The following is a 19668-nucleotide window of genomic DNA, read 5'->3' on the forward strand; positions in this document are numbered from 1 at the left end:
GGGCTTGCGGAGATACTGCCGAGGTGGTGCGGGGACTGTGCTGGGGTGGGGGTGGTTAGTTTTCGCCGCCCCTTACCGCGGGTCTACTCACCGGAGTGACAATTTCCGGCCTTTTCCGGGCTGACGCCTCATCACATCGTGCTGGGTTGCAGGGCGGTCTTGGACGTACCAGGATGCGGACTCCCCGGCTCCGCTGAACCGTCGTGCCCGCCGGGGCCGTCCGCGCCGTCGTCCCGGCGCCCTCGTACGACCCAGAGACCGCCCACGAGCGCGAGCACCGCCCCGAGTACCCCGGCGAGCACCGGAAGAGTCTCGCCGAGCAGCTTCAGTCGGCCGCTGTCGTCCTTGGCGAGCTTGACCTGGGCTTTCTGCGTGTCCGGCGTGAAAGCGATGCGCTCGCTGTCCAGCAGCACCGTCGCGTCCTTGTGCGAGCCGGGCGCGCGCAGCGTCTTGCGGGGCCCGACCGCGGCGTAGATGATCCGGCCGGTGCGCTTGTCCGCGACCAGCTCGATGCCGTGGTTGGCGTAGTACTCCTCCGCCATGACCTGGCTCTTCTTCGGCTGCCCGACCATCCGTCCCGGCACCTGCCGGGTACCGGTCCTGGTGGCTTCGACCGACCCCGTGAAGCGCAGGCCCTCGTACCCCTGGACCTTCTTCGTGCCCCGGTAGGTGAGCGGCACGGTCGCCCCGAGGGTGTTGTCCCACCAGCGGTAGGAGCGCTTCTCCACGTCGAAGGGGAACTTCAGGTACGCCTCGCCCTCGAAGTACGGCTTCTCGCCGCAGCAGTGCACGGGCCGGTTCGTCCTGCGATCGGTGACCCAGCGCTCGACGGTCCACTGGAGCGAGTCGTGCGGGTCGGCCGCGGGCAGCGACTTGTCCGGATCGACGGACGTGGACACGTCCCAGACGGCCCGGCCGCTCTTCTCGCTGTCGGCGACGTCGCCGCGGACCTGCCGGGTGATCGTGAGGTTCTTGTCGTGGACCGTCTTGATCTTCTCGGTGTCGAAGTAGCTTCCTTTTCCTTTGAAAACCGTGATCGTGTCGATATCGGTCGGGGTCCGTTTCGCGCGCGGCTCGACATACCAGGCCAGCAGGGGGGCCAGGACCAGAAGAAACGCGCCAAGACCGAGGATGACCAGGGAAAATGGCGAGGTGGTGCGGCGCATGGGGGCACTCCTGGGCTAAGGGCGGGAGAAGTGTTACCGAGCCGTACGTATGGGCGGGGAACCGTAGGCGCACCCTTGACTGGGTGTCAATGGATGCAGACACTGGGCACGCGCCGGACGGGGCCGGCGGGGACTGTACGACCAGGACTGTGTGACCAGGCCTGGATGATCCGGGGTGGGGACGACCTCCGAACGAGAGGCTGGCCCTCGCATGCACCGACTGCTCGCCGCATCACTCACCGTCGCCGCCGCGGCGCTCCTCGCCGTGGGCGCGGCCCTCGGCGTCGTCGCGCTCCTCGACGCCACGCCGGACCAGCCGAACACGCCGCTGGTCCACTACGACGCGCCACCGCGGAGCCAGTGAGCGACCGTGGCCGTGACCGACATCCAGCCGCCGCCCGAGGCCGCCCCCACGGGGAGCCACGGCCCCGCGCAGGCGCGCTCCGCCTGGCGGGACGTGCCGCCCCGCCAGGTGCGGCGGTTCGCCGCGCTCGCCCTGGAGGAGGTGCCCGCGCTCGCCCAGGACATCCTGCGCGAGATCCGCGCCGAGTTCCCCGGGCTGCCCGTCGTCCTCAACGACGCCGGTGAGCCCATGGCCCTGGTGGGCATCCGCCGCGCTCTGGAAGGCTTCGTCCAGCAGCTGGCGTCCCAGGAAGGGCGGCCCCGCTACCACCTGGAGGTCTTCCAGGAATTCGGCCGCGGCGAGGGCCTGCACGGCCGCAGCCTCGACTCCCTCCAGGCGATCTACCGCCTCGGCGTACGCCTCGCCTGGCGCCGCCTCGCCGAAATCGGCCAGCAGATCGAGATCCCGCCCCCGGCCATGTACGAACTGGCCGAGTCGGGCTTCGAGTACCTCGACGGACTGGTCGACCAGTCCGTACGCGGCTACGCCGAGGCCGCCGCCCGGGAAGCGGGCGAGCGGCTGCGGCTCCAGCGCAAGCTGATGGAGCTGCTGCTGTCGGAGCGGCGCGCCGAGACCACCGGCGGCGCGGTGTCCGGCCCCTCGGCGACCCCGGGCGCCCCCTTCGGCAACGCCCTCGGGGAGCGGGCCGCCCGCGTCGGCTGGCAGCTGCCCGAGCGGGTCGCGGTGGGTGTCCTGCTGCGCCCGGCGCCGGAAGCCGTGGCGCCCGCCGTCGGCGCGGGCGTCCTGCTCGACATGGAGGCGGAGCAGCCGCGCATGGTCGTGCCCGACCCGGACGCCGCCGGGCGTCCCGAGCTGCTGCGGCGCGCCATGACGGGCTGGTCGGGAGCGATCGGCCCGCCCGTGCCGCTCGCCGACGCCGCGAAGTCGCTGCGCTGGGCGGAGGCGGCGGTGCGGCTCATGGAGCGCGGTCTGCTGCCCGGCGGTGAGGTGCTGCACTGCACCGAGCACACCGAGGCGCTGGTGCTGCTCCAGCCCGAGGAGCTGATCGAGGACCTGGCCCGGCGCTGCCTGGCCCCCCTGGAGCACTGCGGCCCCGCCCACGGCCGCCGCCTCGCCGAGACCCTGCTGGCCTGGCTGGAGACCCGCGGCGGCGCCCCCGAGGTGGCGGCCCGCCTCGGCGTCCACCCCCAGACGGTCCGCTACCGCCTGCGCCAGATAAGGGAGCTGTGGGGCGACGAGGTCGACGACCCGGACCGCCGCTTCGAACTGGAACTGGTGCTGCGCGCACGGCGGTTGAGGGGACTCCTGGGCCGGAGCTAGGTCCGGCGCCAGGAGGGGGCCCGGTGGTGCCCGAGGGCGGTCAGCAGCACTGCCAGGTGAACAGCGCCCGGTCGAACCGCAGTTCCGCCAGGTCGGAGGGGCGTATGAGCCAGTACAGGCAGCCGTCGTCGCCCCACATCATGTCCGCCGTCTCGTCCGAGTCGAACTGGGCGAGCAGCACCCACTCGTCCATCTCGGCGGGGAGCCGGGGATCGTGCCAGTCCACCCCGGGGCCCAGCGCCGCCCGGGCGACCTCCGCCTCGACGGGCCCCTGCACGGACTGCGGGGTGCCGCCGAGCCGGTGGCCCGCATCGGCGTCGTACTCCCACAGGGCCTCGACGAACTCCTCGGCGCACACCGGGTGTTCGTAGTCCCGGAAAGGTGCCGCGCCCGGCGCGAAGACCCGCTGGACCAGCGGATGGGTCGGCTCCGCCACCGTCGGCTCCACCCGCGCGGCCAGCGGCACGTGGGGGTAGGCGTCCAGCTCGTCCGGCGTGTCCCGGCGGGCGGTCGGGACACCCGCCGGGACGTACACGACCCGGGCGCCCGCCCTGCTCGGGACGTCGGCCACGTCCACCACCGCCTCCCCGTCGTCCAGTTGGCCGTCGAAGTAGAAGAAGGCGAGCGTGCCCGTCGAGGGGAACGGCACGTCGAGCGCCGCCGTGGGCAGCGCGGCGCAGTCCACCGAGGCGACGAACGACAGCGGACCGTACCCCTCCCACTCCGGCCACTCCACGTCGTCCGGCAGCCGGGGCTCCCCGCCCAACTGCCCCACCACCGCCTCGTCCCCGCCCGCCGGGGCGAGCCGGATGCCGGGCCGCAGCAGCCCGAGCCACCGCTCGGCCACGTCGGAGGGAAGGTGCTCGTGCGCGAGGGCGTGCAACTCGCCCGCGGAGTTCGGCGTCATGCCCCCGATCATGCCTCCCACCACTGACAACGCGGCCACGCCGGCCTGTTCGGGGCACGGGGGTGAGGCGGCGCGCGGATCAGCCGCCGAACGGAACGGCGTCGGCCGGGTCGGCGTGCCAGTTGGTGCTCAGCGGCCTGTCGATCAGGGTCGGGCCGGGCAGCCGGACGGAGGTGGCGCTCCCCTCGTCCCCGGCGACGGCGATGATCATCCGGTCGAACTCCGCGCCGTGGTCGTGGTCGGTCGACTTCGGGTTGATGCCGGCGTACGCGGCGGTGGACCCGGAGAGCCTGATGCTGTCGGTGACGGCCTGCTCGACGGGGGCGACCTGCCGGTCGGGGTGGGAGCCGAAGGCGGCGGAGGGGATGGTGCCCTCCAGGTGGCAGGTGATGCCGGGCCGCGCCTTGGCGGTCACGAGGAGGTAGCCGCCGGCCTGCGTCCTCTCGCTGACCTTGAAGGTCAGGTCGTTGGTCCCGCAGATCTGCTCGACGGGGGCCGTGCTCTGGCCGACGGCGAGAGCGGTCCCGGCGGTGGTGGCGGCGAGGGCCGCGGCGGCCACCGCCGTGAGGGCGAGACGGGCGGAGCGTGAGGAACGGGCGGAACGTGCGGGGCGGGCGGAACCGGAACGGGCGGCGAGAGGCGAACGCATCGAGAACTCCATGGGTGCGGTGACGGTCTGGGTGAGCGGCCTCGAACGGCCGGCCGGGTGTTGACGTCCGGCGAGCCGCTGGGCCGATCCACACCCTGGCCTGCGAGCCGTCCCGCCCGCCACCACCACCCGCCGATACGGGACGCCGGAACACCTAAACGGCCCCTGACCTGCGCGGACACCAGCCCCCTGGAACGCCTGCCTGGGACGCCGGACACGCACCCGGCCCAGCCCTCCGCTCCCGAGAGAGCCCGACGCCCGCCGCCCCTACGCCTCGCCCAGCATCCTCCGCAGCAGCCCCCGCAGGGCGAGCCGCTCCTCGCGGGAGAGTTCCGCCAGCGGCTCGCGCGCGAAGTTCAGGGAGTCACGCAGACCGCGGGCCACCTCCTCGCCCTCGGCCGTGGGCGCCGCCAGCTTCACGCGCCGGTCGGCCGGGTCGGGCCGCCGCTCGACCAGGCCCCGTGCCTCCAGACGGTCGACGATGCCCGTGATGTTCGACGGCTCGCACTTCAGTTTCTGCGCGATGCGGCGCATGGGCATAGGTTCGATGAAGAGCAGCCCGAGGACGCGTGCCTGCGCGCCGGTCAGCGCGTGCTCGGCCGCGGCCTCCTCGTACTCCTCGTGGTAGCGCGCCACCACCGTGCCGATCAGCTCGACGACTTCCCGCGTCAACGGGTCGACGCGGGGCGAGGGGGTACGCGAGCTGCTCGTGGCCATGATGACCAGGTTACCCATTTACTTGACATCATGAAATATCCAAGAGCATGGTTGTTTCACAACGTGAAGCATTTTTCGGGCGCGAGACACTTCCGCCCCCGCCCACCCTCACGTACGCAACAGGAGGACGCCCCCCATGACCGTCACCCCCGAGCAGCTCCCCTCCGTCAGCCGTGAATGGCACCTCGTGCGCCGCCCCGACGGCTGGCCGGTCCCCGAGGACTTCGCGCTGCGCGAGGCCCCCGTCCTGGCCCCGGCCGAGGGCCGCGTACTGGTCCGCAACCTGCACTTCTCGGTGGACCCGTACATGCGGGGCCGGATGAACGACGTGAAGTCGTACGTCCCGCCGTTCCAGCTCGACCACCCCATGGAGGGCGGCGCGGTCGGCGAGGTCATCGCCTCCGACGCCGAGGGCTTCGCGGTGGGCGACCACGTCCTGCACTTCGCCGGCTGGCGCGAGTACGCCTCCGTGCCCGCCCAGCACGCCACCAAGGTCGACGCCCAGGCCGCGCCGCTCTCCGCCTACCTCGGCGTGCTCGGCATGACGGGCCTGACCGCCTACGCGGGTCTGCTCGAAGTGGCCTCCTTCAAGGAGGGCGACGCCGTGTTCGTCTCCGGCGCCGCCGGTGCCGTCGGCAGCCAGGTCGGCCAGATCGCCAAGCTGAAGGGCGCCTCGCGCGTCATCGGCTCGGCGGGCTCGGACGAGAAGGTGAAGCTGCTGGTCGAGGAGTACGGCTTCGACGCCGCCTTCAACTACAAGGACGACAAGCCGGTCGCCGAGCAGCTCAAGGAGGCCGCCCCCGACGGCATCGACGTCTACTTCGACAACGTCGGCGGCGAGCACCTGGAAGCCGCGATCAGCCGTCTGAACGTGCACGGCCGCGTCACCATCTGCGGCATGATCGCCGGCTACAACGACAAGGAGCCGACCCCGGCCCCGCGCAACCTCGCCCTGGTCATCGGCAAGCGCCTGCGCCTGACCGGCATGCTCGTGCAGGACCACAGCGCGCTCCAGCCCCAGTTCGTCCGCGAGGTCGGCGCCTGGGTCCGCTCCGGTGAGCTGAAGTACCGCGAGACGGTCGTCGAGGGCGTCGAGAACGGCGTGGACGCCTTCCTCGGCATGCTGCGCGGCGAGAACACCGGAAAGATGATCGTCTCCCTCGTCTGAGGCGACCACCCCTTTCCTGGTTTCCGGCATCCGATAACCTGATTCCACTTGGCCGCGGTTGTGGGCGCGCACCGCGGCCCGTCTCAGGAGGAGCCGGCACCTATGTCCATCCAGAAGATCGACGTCAAGTACACCGCGGTCGCCACCGCCGAGAACGGCCGCGACGGCCGCGTGGCCAGCGACGACGGCAAGCTCGACGTCGTCGTGAACCCGCCCAAGGAGATGGGCGGCAGCGGCGCGGGCACCAACCCCGAGCAGCTGTTCGCCGCCGGCTACAGCGCCTGCTTCCAGGGCGCCCTCGGTGTGGTCGCCCGCAAGGAGAACGCCGACATCTCCGGCTCGACCGTGACCGCCGAGGTCGGCATAGGCCAGAACGAGTCCGGCGGCTTCGGCCTGGAGGTGGCGATCACCGCCTCCATCCCGAACGTCGACGCGGACACCGCGCGGTCCCTGGTCGAGAAGGCGCACCAGGTGTGCCCCTACTCGAACGCCACGCGCGGCAACATCAAGGTCGAGCTGGCGGTCGCCTGACCACCCGCTCGCACGGCACAGGGCCGCACCCCGAACCCGGGGTGCGGCCCTGTGCCGTCTGGGGGCGCCGACTACCGGCCGACGCTCAGCAACGCCCGCCCCACCTGCGGGAACACCCCTTTCGGGTGGGCGCGGAAGAGCGGCTCGGTGCCGAACAGGACCACCTCGGCGCCCCGCGCCGACCCGCTGACCACCGCGGCGCGCCCCGCGGCGGCCGCCGGGCCCCCGCCGCCTTCCGCCAGGGCCCGCCAGTGCCCCGAGACCAGCGGGTTCCCCGTCCCGTACCGCTGCTCCACGCGCACCCCGGAGCCGAGGCCGGTGAACCACATCGGCGAGTAGACGAAGCTGTGGTCCGGGGCGCCACCGGTGAGCGTGCCGCCCCTGTTGACCACGCGCACCACACCGTTGGCATCGCCGTTGCCCTCCACGGGCCGCACGGCGAGCAGCTTCGCGCCGGTGTTCAGCGCGGCGCCCGCCGCGCCCCGGCCGACGAGACCGCCGCCCCGGGCGAGGAACCGGTCCAGGCCGGCCTTCGCCGCCGCGTTCAGCCTGTCGTGATCGAGCCCGGCCGACACGAAGAGCGCGTCCGCCCGCTTCCAGTCGAAGCCCGCGTTGAGCACGGCGGTCGACACGGGCACCACGTCGAAGTCCATCTCCCGCAGCGCGAACAGCTCACCGGGTGTGACGGCCGCCGCGACCCGCGTCCGGTGCAGCGCCGCGCCGCCCTTCGCCTTCGTGGCGTCGAACGCGACGTCGTACTTCTTCGCCGCCGCCCTCGCCGCACCGCGCGCGAAGGCCGGCACGAGCGCCGCGCCCGAACGGTCCCGGCGCACCACGATACCCTCGGCGAGCAGGTGGTTGACGGCGGCGATCTCCCGCGGGTCGTCCAGCCGCAGCCGCAGGTCGCCGCGCGGCGCCACGTACCCGACCCGCGAGGCGGCCCGCACCGCGCGCGCCCGCACGCCGTCCAGGTCGCCGCCCTCGACGGCGTCGACGCTCGCGCCCCACAGCCGCCCGAGGCTCCACCCCGAGATGTCGTACATGGTCGCCACCTTGGCGCTGATGTCCCGCCCGTCGGCCAGCATCACATTGGCCAGGCCGCGCTTGGGCTGGTGCATGTCGACGACGTACGACCCCTTCGCGTACGTCCGCCCGCCGAGCCGGAAGGCGTGGCTCGCGCGCTCGACACGTACGTCGTTGGCGAGCAGGTGGTCCACCAGCCGCACCGCCGCCGGCGCCGAACGCCCGCGCGCCGCAATGACGTACGCGCGAGGGAAGTCGGTGGTGTAGACATCCTCCGGGCCGATCCCGGGCACGCCCGGCACGGTCCGCGCCGACACCGGCACCTGCCGCGCGCCCGTCGCGCCCCGGCGGAACACCTCGATCTGGTCGGCGATCAGCGCGGCGCGGTGGCGGTCGGCGTAGCCGATGCTCGCGCGCATGGCCGCCCCCGCGATGTCCACGTTGACGCCGGCCCTGCGCCGCAGCTCCGCGACCGGCTGGTTGTCGTACTCGGCGTTGTTCACCTGCATCGGGAACTCGATGGTGTGCGCGGCGACCGCGCCGTGGAAGGGCATGTACTGCGGGGTGAAGACGGGCGGCCAGTCGTCCCAGCCCTCCTCCTGGTCGCGGAAGGGGATGACGGCGGGCCGCACCCCGTCCTTCGCCTCCGTGTAGCCGAGGCCGTTGACCGCGGCCTCCATGCCGAGCGCGTTGGCGTAGGAGTTCTTGAGGAACAGGTCGTACTCGTAGTTCTCGCCGTGCGGGGGAGTGGTCGGCTCGATCAGCGTGCCGTTCACATAGCCGTGCAGGTCGATCATCACGGCGGGCTGCTTGGCGACGGCGATCTCGCGGATCGCGCGGGCCTCGGGCTGGGAGGCGGTGATGAAGTCGCGGTTGAGGTCGAAGCCGCCCGCGTTCGCGCGCGTTCCGGCGATACGGCCGTCGGGGTTGGCGGTGATGTTGAAGTAGAGGCGGTTGTGCGCGAGCAGGGACCGGCTGTGGCCGTCCTTCGCCTTCGCCAGCTCCTCGATGAGCTTCAGGGCGGCGTCGGTGCCCTCCCACTCGTTGCCGTGGATGTTGTTGTTGATGAAGACGGGCGTCTTGTACCCGGTCTTGATCGCCTTGTCTTTCGCCGCGGCCGCGGGCGCGTTCTCGATGCGCGCGCGCATCCGCTCCTGGCGGGCCGTCTCGCGCGCGGACTCGGGGGCGGTCACCGTCACCAGGTAGAGCGGGTGGCCGCCCGCCGAGCGGCCCGCGATCTCCACGCTGACGCGGTCGCCGATCCGCTGGAGCTCGTTCAGCCGCGGGGCGATGCCGTGATACGGCACGAGCCCCAGTTTTATCGACTTGTCGGCAGGATTCACCGGAGGCCGGGCCAGTCTGCGCTCCCGGGGATAACCGCGGCCCCTGTCCCCGCCGAGCCCGGCGCCGCCCGCGTCGGCCGGCGCCCGCTCCGCCGCGCCCTTCGGGGCCGTGGCCGCCCGGCCGTCGCCGAGCGGGGAACCCTCCCGGGTGACCGGGCGCGGCGTCGGATCGGCGGTCGCGCTGCCCGGGGCGAGCGCGGTGAGGACCAGCGCACCGGCCGTGACGGCGGTGGTCAGCAGAACGGGGCTGAATGGCCGGGATATGCCCATACGTACCTCCGGGAGATCGATAGAGGGAGGTCTACCGGTTGAACTCCCCCGCAACAAGAGGGCGTTCGCCGCACACCGGGATCACCCGGCGGAGCGTCCCCGGCCTGCGGCTAAGGTGTGCCGCATGCGCGATCTGGGTGTGGGCTTCGGCTACTTGATGAAGGGGCAGCGCTGGGTCGCCCAGCACGGCAAGCAGTACGGATGGGGACTGCTGCCCGGCCTCCTCACGTTCGTCCTCTATGGGGCGGCGCTCGTCGCCCTCGCCGTGTGGGGGCAGGACGCCGTCGGCTGGGCCACGCCCTTCGCCGACGACTGGTCCACGCCGTGGCAGGGCCTCTTCCGCGGCTTCCTGACGGTCCTGCTCTTCGCCCTCGCGCTGCTGCTGTCCGTCCTCACCTTCACCGCGGTGACGCTCCTGATCGGGCAGCCCTTCTACGAGTCGCTGTCCGAGAAGGTCGACATCGCCGAGTCGGGCCACGCCCCCGCATCGGGGCTCCCGCTCTGGCGCGACCTGTGGATCTCGGGACGGGACAGCCTGCGCATCGTCGTGCGCGCCGCGCTCTGGGGCGTCCTGGTCTTCGCGCTCGGCTTCGTCCCGGTCGCCGGCCAGACCGTCGTACCGGTGATCGGCTTCTGCGTCACCGGCTTCTTCCTGACCGAGGAGCTGACGGCCGTCGCGCTCCAGCGCCGCGGCGTCGAACTGCGCGACCGGCTGGCCCTGTTGCGCTCCCGCAAGGGACTCGCCTGGGGCTTCGGGACGCCGCTCGCCGTCGCCTTCCTGGTGCCGTTCGTCGCGGTGTTCCTGATGCCGGGCGCGGTCGCCGGCGCGACGCTGATGGCACGGGACCTGATGGGCGAGAACGGCGCGGACGGCGACGACGGCGACTCCCGAGGCCGGCAGGGCGACTTCCGAGGCCGGCAGGGCGACTCCGGAGGCCGTCAGGAGGACGAGGCGGCGGCCCGCAGGATTCCCCGCACCTGATCGATGATGTCGAGCCGGTTGCGCACGAACTGCGGATCGGTGACAGTGCCCGTCGCCGGGTCGGTGTTGCCCGCGCCGAACTGGAGGACGGGCGTGTGCACATGGCCGCCGGGCAGCCGCTCGCGCAGCCCGAGCCGGTCGCGCAGCAGCGTCACCCGGTAGGCGATCTCGTTGGAGAGGTAGTCCCCGCCGCCGCCCGCACGGGCCGTCGACCCCTCGGTGGGCCCGTCGGGCCGGACCACGGGAGCGCCGCCGCCCGCCGGGATCTCGGTCACCGACGTGTTGTCGTACACGGGGAAACGGCCCGTCCCGGCCTCCACGATCTTCTTGTACGGGAGGGTCGTCGTCGTCCACTGGGGCTGCGAGGCCGGGTCGGCCACCGGCACGGTCTCCGTCCGGGAGACGTTCTCGTTGTCCGGGAACCCGCCGCGCCAGGCCCCGTTGGTCCGCTCGACGTCGAAGCGGCCGACCCGCCCCTGGCTGATGGTGGTGAAGAGGTCCACGTGCGGGAGGTACGGACGCAGCGCCCGCTCCACGGCCCCCTCGGAGAAGTCCCGCCAGCGCACGGGGAAGGTCACCGCCTCGACGCGGACGGGCCCGTCGGCGGTGCGGATCGTCGTGCCGTCCAGCGCCAGGGCGGTGGCGCCGGACGGATTGCTGATGCGGACATCGCGGTCGAGCGTGAACGGGTCGAAGCCGGTGACGAGAATCCGCTTCACCTGGCGCCCCTTGCCGCCGCGCTTGTCGCCGCCGTCCCCTGGGCCGGGGAAGCGGACGCCGTCCTGCCCCCGGGACGTCCGCTCCAGGGCCGATATGAGACGGGCCCGCCGCTGCTCGCCCAGGGCGAACCGGCCCGGCTCCCACTGCCGCAGCTCCCGCGTCATCGCGAGCCGCGCCCAGTACAGCGGCCGGTCGTCGTCGCGGCTCAGGTCCCCGCCGGCCGGGCCGCGCCCCTGCGCCCGGTCGACGGCGCGCCGCCACAGCGCCCTGCCGTCCCGTACGACGATCCGGTGGGCCTGGTCATAAGAGCGGGCCTTGCCCAGGGCCCGCGCCAACTCCGGGGCGAGGGAGTCGAATCCGCCGCGCCGCAGGATCTCCTGCGGGACGGCACGCTCCAGGCGCCGCTCCTCGACGGTGGCGGCGCCGCCACCGTCGTCCGCGGAGGCCGGCCCCGGGGCGGTGAGACCGGCCAGCAGGGCGGCGACACCGAGGGCGCCGAGCCGGGCGAGGGTACGGGGGCGAGAGGGGGTACGGGGTCGAGAGAGCACGCGAGTCCTTCCGTGACCGATGGGGTGGCGGAAGTATCGCGGGACGGACGGGGCGAACGCCATGGCGCGTGCCACGCGGGCCGACGGATCGGCGGCGGACGGCGGCGCTTTCGGGCCCGCCGGCGGATGAGTTGCCGCGGAGTGCCCCGCCCCGCCCTGCCCCGGATCGCCCGGCAGCCGCCGAGGCCCCGGTCCGTCAGCCGACGGACGCCGCGGCCGACCGCAGCTCCCGTACGGGCAGCAGCAGCGGGGTGGCGAGCAGGAGGACCCCGGAGACGGTGATCGCGGCGAGCGGGCCGGTGAGCGTGGCGAGGGCGCCCCAGAGCACCACCAGGGCGGCTTGCACGAGTCTGCTGACGGCACTCCACGTACTGAGGACGCGGGCGGCCAGGTCCGGGGGAGTCCGGCGCAGGCGTTCCGCCGCGTGGAGGGGGTTGAAGACACCCATGCAGGTGATCAGCAGGCCCTCGACGGCGATCACCGTGAGGAGTCCGGGGACGCCGGGGCCGACGAACGCGAGCCCGAGCGGGAAGAGCGAACGCAGGCGGCCGGAGACGATCAGCACCCGGTGGCGGCCGTAGCGGGCCGCGAGGCGCGCGGAGAGGCGGGCGCCCGCGAACCCGCCGAGCGCGGGCACGCCGAAGGCGAGGCCGTACTGCCAGGCCGGGAGGTGGTAGCGGCCCAGGAGCAGGACGGCGAGGAGCGGGGCGGTGGCCATGATCAGCCCCCCGACCAGCGTGGAGTTCAGGAACAGGCGGCTGAGCACCCGGTCCCGGAGAACGCACCGCAGCCCGGCGAGCAGAGCGCCACGGCGCGTTCTGCCGCGCGCCCCGGCGTCCTCCTCGTGGGCCACCGCGACGTCGTCCCCGCGGATGCGCAGGACGCCGAGCGCGGACAGGAGGTGGCTGACGGCGTCGGCCGTGACCGTGACGACCGGGCCGAGCAGCCCTACGAGCGCGCCGCCGAGGGGCGGTCCCGCCGCGGTCGCCAGCCAGTTCGTGCCCTCGAACCTCCCGGCCGCCACCAGCAGGCGCTCACCGGGGACGAGATGCTTCAGATACGCGCCGGACGCGGCACCGAAGGCGATGTTCGCGGTGCCGCAGACGACCGCGACCCCCAGCAACTGCCCGTAGGCGAGCAACCCGAGGACGTACGAGAGAGGCACGCTCGCCAGCGCGGCGAACCGGACCAGGTCCATCACGATCATCACCGGCCGCTTGGGCCGGTGCTCGATCCACGGCCCGAGCGAGAACGCGACGAGCGCCGCGACGGCCGGGCCCACCGCCTCCAGAAGCGAGACGGCGAAGGCCGACACGTGCAGGACCCGGACCGCGATGAGCGGGAAGGCGCCGAAGGCGAGCCACGTCCCGTAGGTGCTGACGGCGTAGGCCGACCACAGCCGGTCGACATCGCGCCCCAAACGCACAGGCACAGGGATCCGCCCCTCCTCGCCGACAACCGATGTTCGTGCACCGGCATCCCATCGCCCGGACCAGCTCCAGATCAAACAACCGGCCCCGCGCCGGCCACAACCATCGGTTGGGCACGCATAGGCTGGGCCCATGGATACCGAGGCGGTGCGCTCCTTCGTCCGCGCGGCCGAGCTGGGCCGGCTCCAGCACGCGGCCGACGAGCTGGGCGTCACCCAGCAAGCCGTGTCGAAGCGGATCGCGGCCCTGGAACGCCGGCTCGGCGTCCGCCTGTTCACGCGGACCGCCCGGGGCGTCGAGCCGACCCTCGACGGCCAGGCCTTCCTCCCGCACGCCCGGAGCATCGTCGCGGCCGCCGACCGGGCCGTCACCGCGCTCGGACCGGGCTCCCGCGCCCTGCGGATCGACGTGCTCGGACTGCGATCCGCGCAGGCCGTCGTCCTGCACGACTACTGGCGCTCGCACCCCGGGACCGACCTCGACGTGGTGACGCTCAGGGTCGACGACCCGCGCGAGGCCGTCGCCGCCGTCCGGGCGGGGGACATCGACGCCTCCTTCCGCTCGGTCACCGACCCGGCGACGTTGCCGCACGACGTGCGGATGATCCACGCGTTCGACTCCCCGCTGGAACTCCTCGTCGGCCCGAGGCACCCGCTCGCCTCCGCGCGCACCCTGACGCCCTCCCGGCTGCGCGGACACCGGATCTGGGTGCCCGGCATCGCACCGCGCAGCGAATGGGCGGACTTCTACGACCAGCTCGCCACCGGCTTCGACCTCCGCGTGGACGCGGCGGGCCCGAACTTCGGCAACGAAGTGCTCCTCGACGTCCTCGCCGACTCCCCGGACGTCGCCACCCTCGTCGGCTCGCGCGACCGGTACATCTGGCCGACCGGCCACGACCTGCGCCGCATCCCGATCGTCGGCCCGACGCTCGCGTACCCGCTCTCGCTCATCTGCCCCCGGGCCGACCCCCACCCGGGACTGCGGGCGGTCCTCCGCCACTTCGCGGACCTGACCCCGCCGCCCGAACCGGTCTGGCGCCCCACCTGGGCCATGACATCCCGCCCGCCCGAAGGGCCCCGGGCCTCACCCGGCGGGCGGTAGCACCCGCCGAAGGACCGCCACGGGCCGTTCCCCACCCCTCGGCCTCGCGCCGCCCCGCGGGCAGGATGGGACCAACCGGCACGGACGGCCGGGACGGCTCACCGAGGAGGCACCGCCATGGCGGCATCCAGGCGCACGGCACCCGGGCCCGGCCGGGCCACGGACGCGGACCGGGCGCGGGAGGCGGCCGTCGAGGCCGCGCTCGGCAGGCTCGACCTGGACGCCAGGACCCGGCTGCTGGGCGGCCGCGACATGTGGACCCTGCACTCCCTTCCGCAGATCGGCCTGAAGTCCCTCGTGATGTCCGACGGCCCGATCGGCGTGCGCGGCGTCCGCTGGACCGCCGACGACCCGTCGATCGCGCTGCCCTCCCCGACCGCCCTCGCCGCCACCTGGGACCCGGACCTCGCCCACCGCGCCGGCGCGCTCCTCGCGCAGGAGGCCCGCCGCAAGGGCGTGCACGTCCTGCTCGCGCCCACCGTCAACCTGCACCGCTCCCCGCTCGGCGGCCGCCACTTCGAGGCGTACAGCGAGGACCCGTTCCTGACGGGCGTGATCGGCACCGGCTACGTCCGGGGCGTGCAGAGCGGCGGTGTCGGCACGACCGTGAAGCACTTCGTCGCCAACGACGCCGAGACCGAGCGCTTCACCGTGGACAACAGGATCGGCGGGCGCGCCCTGCGCGAGCTGTACCTCGCCCCCTTCGAGGCGATCGTCACGGGCGCCCGCCCCTGGGGCGTCATGACCGCCTACAACCAGGTCAACGGCGTGCCGATGACCGAGCACCACCACCTCGTGGCCGACGTGCTGCGCGGCGAGTGGGGCTTCGACGGCTGCAACGTCTCCGACTGGACGGCCGCCCGCTCCACCGCCGGTGCCCTCGCGGGCGGCCTGGACGTTGCCATGCCGGGACCGCGCACGGTGTACGGCGAGCCGCTCGCCGCCGCCGTCCGCGCCGGCGAGGTCGCACAGGAGGCGGTCGCCGAGGCCGCCCGCAACGTCCTGCGCCTCGCCGCCCGCGTCGGCGCCCTCGAAGGTGCCGAGCCGGTCGTCACCGAACCGCCCGCCGAGATCGACGGCCGGGCGCTGGCCCGCGAGATCGCCCGCCGCTCCTTCGTCCTCGTCCGCAACGAACACGGCGTGCTTCCGCTCGCGCCGACCGGCCGACTCGCCCTCATCGGCGCCGCGGCCCGCGACGCCCGCGTCCTCGGCGGCGGCTCCGCCACCGTCTTCCCGGCGCGTGTCGTCTCCCCGCTCGACGGCCTGACCGAGGCCCTGCCCGAGGGCGCCCTGACGTACGCGGTCGGGGCCGACCCCAGCGACGAACTCGCGCCCGCCGACAAGGGGTTCACGCTGCGTGCCGTCTGCCGTGACGCGCAGGGCGAGGTGCTCGGGACGGGCAGCCTCCCCTCCGGCCAGGTCCAGTGGATCGGCGACGACCTGCCCGACGGCGTCACCCACGAGGCCATGGCGAGCGTGGAGGTCGTCGGCACGTTCACGCCGCGCGAGAGCGGCGAGCACTCCTTCGGCACGCGCGGCCTCGGCGCCTTCACGCTCACCGTCGGCGGCCGGGTCCTCTACGACGGCGTGCAGGGGATGGGCTCCGGGTCCGACCCGTTCGCGGCGTTCTTCGGCTCCCCGGTCGAGCGCGGCACCGCGGTGCTCACGGAGGGCGAGCCCGTCGAGGTCTCCCTGCTCCACCGGCCGGACAAGGGGCTCGCGACCCCGCTACCCAGCGTCATGTTCTCCTTCGTCCACCTCGGCCCGCGGCGCGCCGCCGACGAACTGATGTCCGAGGCCGTCGAGGCGGCGCGGCACGCCGAGACCGCCGTTGTGGTCGTCGCGACCACCGAGCGCGTCGAGTCCGAGGGCTTCGACCGCCGGGACCTGAGGCTGCCGGGCCGCCAGGACGACCTGGTCCGCGCGGTCGCCGCCGCCAACCCGAACACGGTCGTCGTCGTCAACTCCGGCTCCCCGGTGGAGCTTCCCTGGCGCGCGGAGGTCGCCGCGGTGCTGCTGACCTGGTTCCCCGGCCAGGAGGGCGGCGCCGCCCTCGCCGACGTCCTGCTCGGCGCCGAGGAACCGACGGGCCGGCTCCCCACCACCTGGGGCGACCTCGCCGCCGCCCCCGTCACCCGGGTCGCCCCGACCGACGGCGAACTCCCTTACGACGAGGGCGTCTTCATCGGCTACCGAGCCTGGGACAAGGCCGCCGCCACCCCGTCGTACCCCTTCGGCCACGGCCTCGGCTACACCGACTGGACGTACGAGTCGCTCACCGTGGACGCCACGACGGCCACCGTCCACGTCCGCAACCGCGGGCAGCGCGCGGGCCGCGAGGTCGTCCAGGTCTATCTGGCTCCCACCGAGCCCGATCCCGCCCGCCCGGCCCGTCGGCTCGCGGGCTTCGCGGTCGTCGAGGCGGCGCCGGGCGAGAGCGTCGAGGCGCGCGTGGAACTCCCGCGCCGCGCCTTCGAGATCTGGGACGAGAAGAACAACACCTGGGCCCACCAGGGCGGTTCCTACCGGGTGGAGGCGGGCCGCTCTCTCACGGACCGGCGCCTGTGCGCGCCCCTGACGGCATGAGGGGCGGCGCCCGACGTCACTCGGCGGCGAACCCGTAGACCGTCACCGACCGGTACACCTCACCCGGCCGCAGCACCGCGGAGGGAAAGCGCGGCCGGTTCGGGGAGTCGGGGAAGCGCTGGGTCTCCAGCGCGATCCCGCCCCCCGGCGGAAACGGCAGGTCCGCCGGGAAGTGGTCGGCCGTGTAGAGCTGGAGGCCCGGCTCGGTCGTCGCCACGGTCAGGGTCCGGCCGGAGACGGGGTCGCGCAGCGCGGCCACTGGGACCGGCCCGGCCGTGACGCCCTTGTCGAGCACGTAGTTGCGGTCGTGACCGGCCCCGGCCGCTCGCGCCGCACGGAAGTCGCACCGCGTCCCCGCCACGTCCTCGTACGCGCCCGTGGGAATGCCGGTGCCGTCCGCGGGCGTCGTCCGGGACGCGGCGATCCGCACCGTGTGCTCCAGGGCGGTGCCGGAGTGCGCGCCCGCCAGGTTCCAGTACGTGTGGTTGGTGAGGTTCACGACGGTCGGGGCATCGGTCGTCGCCTCGTACGCGATGCGCAGCGCGCCCGCCGCGTCCAGCGTGTACGTCACGGAGACCGCGAGCCGCCCGGGAAAGCCCTCCTCGCCGTCCGGACTCACCCGCGACAGCCGCACCCCGTGCTCCACCGCCTCGGCGTCCCACACCCGCTTGTCGAAGCCGCGCTCACCGCCGTGCAGGCTGTTCGGCCCGTTGTTGCGCGCGAGCCGGTACGTACGGCCGTCGAGCGGGAAGGCGCCGCCCGCGATCCGGTTCGCGTACCGCCCCACCAGCGCCCCGAAGTAGGGCCCCGGGTGCCTCAGATAGCCGTCCAGGTCCGCGAATCCCAGTGCCACCGGCACCGGCCGCCCCGTCCGGCCCGCAACCTCCACCGACTGCACGATGCCGCCGTACGTCAGGACACGCGCCCGCACACCGCCCCTCTCCAGGGTCCAGCGGTGGACGGGTGTGCCGTCGGGAAGCGTCCCGAAGAGTTCGCCGCGCATGATCGCCGACTCTACGCCGGGCCGCTGCCCGCTATCCATGGCACCCGCTACTTCACGGGCTTCCTGGAGGTCACCTGACGGTAGGCCAGCTCGGCGAGGCGCGCCTGGCCGTTCTTGCTGGGGTGGAACCAGTCCCAGTGGCTCAACTGGTCGCCGTCGAAGCGGTAGTCGAAGACGGCCCCGCCGTCGTACCGGCACCTGCGGTCCTCGTCGCACACCTCTTCGAGCACCTCGTTGTACGCCACCACCCGGTCCTGCACCCGCTCCCGCCGCTCGGACGCCGCGGCGCCCAGGTCGTCCGGGTCGGCCAGCATCGCGGAGCAGATCCCGAGCTTCCACACCTGCTTGCCCAGGGCGTTGGTGCGCCCCTGCGACCAGAGCCGCTTCAGGTCCGGCACGGACGCCACGTACACCTGCGCCTTCGGCAGCGAGCGGCGCAGGGTGCGCATCGCCTCCTCGAAGTCGGCGCGGAACTCGCCGACCGGCGTCATGGAGCCGACCGAGGGGCGGCAGGCGTCATTGGCGCCCACCATCACCGTCACCAGCTCAGGCCGCTCGGTGACGGCCTGCTGGACCTGGCCGGTCAGATCCGCCACGCGGGCGCCGGTCTTGGCGTGATTCCAACTGTGCGAGGCGGCCCGTTTCTTTCCCAGCAGCCGCGTCGCGAGGCTCTTGACCTCGACGTCCGTGCCGGTCGCCCAGGACGCCTCGGGGCAGTCGGAGAGCACCGAGCAGGCGTCGAAGCCGCGCGTGATGGAGTCGCCGACCGCGGCGAGCGAGCGGGGCGTGGTGTCCCAGGCGGGCGTGGGCCTGGGGGAGGGCTTGCGGTGCGCGGACGGGCCGGGCGCCGGGGAGTTGCCGCCCTGGGCGTCGCACGCGCCGAGCGCGGTGCCGAGCAGGGCCGCCGCCGTGAGGGCGACGACGGTACGCGAACGGTGCCTGCGGTTCCGCATCCCCTGGTCCCCTCTGTCGTACAACGTGACGCCATGCGCGTGCCCGGGGTTGCGCCCCGCCGGGTGAAAGGTCGGACTTTTCTGGCCCCGGGACCGACGGTACGTCACACTCCTTGCCCCGCCGCACGGTAGCCTCGCCCCGTAGCCGCCCGGCCACCGCTGTCACGGCGGCGACAGGCGGGAGATCCACCCGGTGACGCCCCGCTGCTGTGGTTCCGCTAAATTACATCACGTCACATCTGTCCCCTTTTCCCAGGTTTCTCTAGCATTTGGGGAAAATTGCTCGGCACGGGCGCGAGGCCGCCGGGGGAAGGCGAACCTCGACCCACACTGGAGGTCCCGGTGACGACACGTGGAGTTCTGTACGTGCACTCCGCCCCGCGCGCGCTGTGCCCACACGTCGAGTGGGCCGTCGCGGGCGTGCTCGGCGCGCGTGTGAGCCTCGACTGGATCAGGCAGCCCGCCGCGCCGGGCACCTGGAGATCCGAATTCTCCTGGCAGGGCTCGGCGGGCACCGCCTCCAAGCTCGCCTCCGCGCTGCGCGGCTGGTCCCTGCTGCGCTTCGAGGTCACGGCCGAACCGTGCCAGAACGCCGAGGGCGAGCGGTACAGCGCCACGCCCGCCCTCGGCATCTTCCACGCCGTCACCGGCCTGCACGGCGACATCCTGATCCCCGAGGACCGGCTGCGCGCCGCCCTGGCCCGCTCGCAGCGCGGCGAGAGCGACCTGGAGGCCGAACTGGCCAAGCTCCTCGGCAAGCCCTGGGACGACGAACTGGAACCCTTCCGGTACGCCGGCGAGGGCGCGCCGGTGCGGTGGCTGCACCAAGTCGTCTGACATCCGTGCCGGGTAACCCGAAAGGGCCCCCACCATGCGGTGGAGGC

The 19668-nt window shown here is 73.4% G+C and carries 17 protein-coding genes; 8 read left to right on the forward strand and 9 right to left on the reverse strand.

From position 1 onward, the window contains the following. Positions 1-131 precede the first annotated feature (131 nt). Positions 132-1166, reverse strand: a complete 1035-nt coding sequence (gene pgfA, locus ACZ5GP_RS03155; RefSeq protein WP_468749125.1) for a cell envelope lipid trafficking protein PgfA — start codon at positions 1164-1166, stop codon at positions 132-134. A gap of 211 nt (positions 1167-1377) precedes the next feature. On the opposite strand from pgfA, the gene ACZ5GP_RS03160 reads away from it, so the two are divergent. Continuing rightward, positions 1378-1530, forward strand: a complete 153-nt coding sequence (locus tag ACZ5GP_RS03160) for a hypothetical protein (protein WP_358590719.1) — start codon at positions 1378-1380, stop codon at positions 1528-1530. Between the two features lie 12 nt (positions 1531-1542). Next, the gene (locus ACZ5GP_RS03165) at positions 1543-2850 is read left to right on the forward strand and encodes a PucR-like N-terminal domain-containing protein (protein WP_468749669.1); all 1308 of its coding nucleotides are present in this window, start codon (positions 1543-1545) and stop codon (positions 2848-2850) included. A gap of 40 nt (positions 2851-2890) precedes the next feature. Here ACZ5GP_RS03165 and ACZ5GP_RS03170 read toward each other — a convergent pair whose 3' ends face one another. The 3 genes from ACZ5GP_RS03170 to ACZ5GP_RS03180 all read right to left on the reverse strand — a co-directional run bounded on the left by ACZ5GP_RS03170 (position 2891) and on the right by ACZ5GP_RS03180 (position 5141). Beyond that, positions 2891-3757, reverse strand: a complete 867-nt coding sequence (locus ACZ5GP_RS03170) for a YwqG family protein (protein WP_468749126.1) — start codon at positions 3755-3757, stop codon at positions 2891-2893. Positions 3758-3836: 79 nt separating this feature from the next. Beyond that, positions 3837-4406, reverse strand: coding sequence for a DUF4232 domain-containing protein (locus tag ACZ5GP_RS03175; protein ID WP_468749127.1), 570 nt, complete (start codon positions 4404-4406; stop codon positions 3837-3839). A gap of 267 nt (positions 4407-4673) precedes the next feature. After that, positions 4674-5141 (reverse strand): MarR family winged helix-turn-helix transcriptional regulator, encoded by a 468-nt coding sequence (locus ACZ5GP_RS03180; RefSeq protein WP_468749128.1) that lies wholly within the window; start codon positions 5139-5141, stop codon positions 4674-4676. 118 nt (positions 5142-5259) lie between these two features. On the opposite strand from ACZ5GP_RS03180, the gene ACZ5GP_RS03185 reads away from it, so the two are divergent. Next, positions 5260-6291, forward strand: coding sequence for an NADP-dependent oxidoreductase (locus ACZ5GP_RS03185; protein WP_468749129.1), 1032 nt, complete (start codon positions 5260-5262; stop codon positions 6289-6291). 102 nt (positions 6292-6393) lie between these two features. Next, positions 6394-6822 carry an organic hydroperoxide resistance protein gene (locus tag ACZ5GP_RS03190; protein ID WP_358581829.1) on the forward strand — a complete coding sequence of 143 codons (429 nt, stop codon included), beginning with the start codon at positions 6394-6396 and terminating at the stop codon, positions 6820-6822. Between the two features lie 71 nt (positions 6823-6893). On the opposite strand, the gene ACZ5GP_RS03195 is transcribed toward ACZ5GP_RS03190, so the two are convergent. After that, on the reverse strand, positions 6894-9458 hold the full coding sequence (locus tag ACZ5GP_RS03195; RefSeq protein WP_468749130.1) for a M14 family zinc carboxypeptidase: 2565 nt from the start codon (positions 9456-9458) through the stop codon (positions 6894-6896). Between the two features lie 124 nt (positions 9459-9582). Here ACZ5GP_RS03195 and ACZ5GP_RS03200 point away from each other — a divergent pair, with 124 nt between their 5' ends. Then, on the forward strand, positions 9583-10440 hold the full coding sequence (locus ACZ5GP_RS03200) for an EI24 domain-containing protein (RefSeq protein WP_468749131.1): 858 nt from the start codon (positions 9583-9585) through the stop codon (positions 10438-10440). On the opposite strand, the gene ACZ5GP_RS03205 is transcribed toward ACZ5GP_RS03200, so the two are convergent. Continuing rightward, positions 10398-11633, reverse strand: coding sequence for a pyroglutamyl-peptidase I (locus tag ACZ5GP_RS03205; RefSeq protein WP_468749670.1), 1236 nt, complete (start codon positions 11631-11633; stop codon positions 10398-10400). The genes ACZ5GP_RS03200 and ACZ5GP_RS03205 overlap by 43 nt on opposite strands. 271 nt (positions 11634-11904) lie before the next feature. Beyond that, positions 11905-13140, reverse strand: a complete 1236-nt coding sequence (locus ACZ5GP_RS03210; RefSeq protein ID WP_468749132.1) for an MFS transporter — start codon at positions 13138-13140, stop codon at positions 11905-11907. A gap of 130 nt (positions 13141-13270) precedes the next feature. On the opposite strand from ACZ5GP_RS03210, the gene ACZ5GP_RS03215 reads away from it, so the two are divergent. Further along, positions 13271-14242, forward strand: a complete 972-nt coding sequence (locus ACZ5GP_RS03215; protein ID WP_468749133.1) for a LysR family transcriptional regulator — start codon at positions 13271-13273, stop codon at positions 14240-14242. Positions 14243-14359: 117 nt separating this feature from the next. Next, on the forward strand, positions 14360-16828 hold the full coding sequence (locus ACZ5GP_RS03220) for a beta-glucosidase (RefSeq protein WP_468749134.1): 2469 nt from the start codon (positions 14360-14362) through the stop codon (positions 16826-16828). A gap of 16 nt (positions 16829-16844) precedes the next feature. On the opposite strand, the gene ACZ5GP_RS03225 is transcribed toward ACZ5GP_RS03220, so the two are convergent. Together ACZ5GP_RS03225 and ACZ5GP_RS03230 are read right to left on the reverse strand one after the other, a co-directional pair. After that, positions 16845-17870, reverse strand: coding sequence for an aldose epimerase family protein (locus ACZ5GP_RS03225; RefSeq protein WP_468749135.1), 1026 nt, complete (start codon positions 17868-17870; stop codon positions 16845-16847). Between the two features lie 8 nt (positions 17871-17878). Continuing rightward, positions 17879-18784 (reverse strand): SGNH/GDSL hydrolase family protein, encoded by a 906-nt coding sequence (locus ACZ5GP_RS03230; RefSeq protein ID WP_468749136.1) that lies wholly within the window; start codon positions 18782-18784, stop codon positions 17879-17881. A gap of 342 nt (positions 18785-19126) precedes the next feature. On the opposite strand from ACZ5GP_RS03230, the gene ACZ5GP_RS03235 reads away from it, so the two are divergent. Then, the gene (locus ACZ5GP_RS03235) at positions 19127-19621 is read left to right on the forward strand and encodes a DUF3145 domain-containing protein (protein ID WP_468749137.1); all 495 of its coding nucleotides are present in this window, start codon (positions 19127-19129) and stop codon (positions 19619-19621) included. Positions 19622-19668: the final 47 nt, after the last annotated feature.

The organism is Streptomyces sp. NPDC031466 (assembly GCF_055581265.1).

Coding starts and splice junctions, on each gene's coding strand:
- ACZ5GP_RS03180 (WP_468749128.1), bottom strand. CDS start 5,141: ATGGGTAACCTGGTCATCATGGCCACGAGCAGCTCGCGTACCCCCTCG.
- ACZ5GP_RS03215 (WP_468749133.1), top strand. CDS start 13,271: ATGGATACCGAGGCGGTGCGCTCCTTCGTCCGCGCGGCCGAGCTGGGC.
- ACZ5GP_RS03175 (WP_468749127.1), bottom strand. CDS start 4,406: ATGCGTTCGCCTCTCGCCGCCCGTTCCGGTTCCGCCCGCCCCGCACGT.
- ACZ5GP_RS03160 (WP_358590719.1), top strand. CDS start 1,378: ATGCACCGACTGCTCGCCGCATCACTCACCGTCGCCGCCGCGGCGCTC.
- ACZ5GP_RS03200 (WP_468749131.1), top strand. CDS start 9,583: ATGCGCGATCTGGGTGTGGGCTTCGGCTACTTGATGAAGGGGCAGCGC.
- ACZ5GP_RS03225 (WP_468749135.1), bottom strand. CDS start 17,870: ATGGATAGCGGGCAGCGGCCCGGCGTAGAGTCGGCGATCATGCGCGGC.
- ACZ5GP_RS03230 (WP_468749136.1), bottom strand. CDS start 18,784: ATGCGGAACCGCAGGCACCGTTCGCGTACCGTCGTCGCCCTCACGGCG.
- ACZ5GP_RS03190 (WP_358581829.1), top strand. CDS start 6,394: ATGTCCATCCAGAAGATCGACGTCAAGTACACCGCGGTCGCCACCGCC.
- ACZ5GP_RS03220 (WP_468749134.1), top strand. CDS start 14,360: ATGGCGGCATCCAGGCGCACGGCACCCGGGCCCGGCCGGGCCACGGAC.
- ACZ5GP_RS03170 (WP_468749126.1), bottom strand. CDS start 3,757: ATGACGCCGAACTCCGCGGGCGAGTTGCACGCCCTCGCGCACGAGCAC.
- pgfA (WP_468749125.1), bottom strand. CDS start 1,166: ATGCGCCGCACCACCTCGCCATTTTCCCTGGTCATCCTCGGTCTTGGC.
- ACZ5GP_RS03195 (WP_468749130.1), bottom strand. CDS start 9,458: ATGGGCATATCCCGGCCATTCAGCCCCGTTCTGCTGACCACCGCCGTC.
- ACZ5GP_RS03185 (WP_468749129.1), top strand. CDS start 5,260: ATGACCGTCACCCCCGAGCAGCTCCCCTCCGTCAGCCGTGAATGGCAC.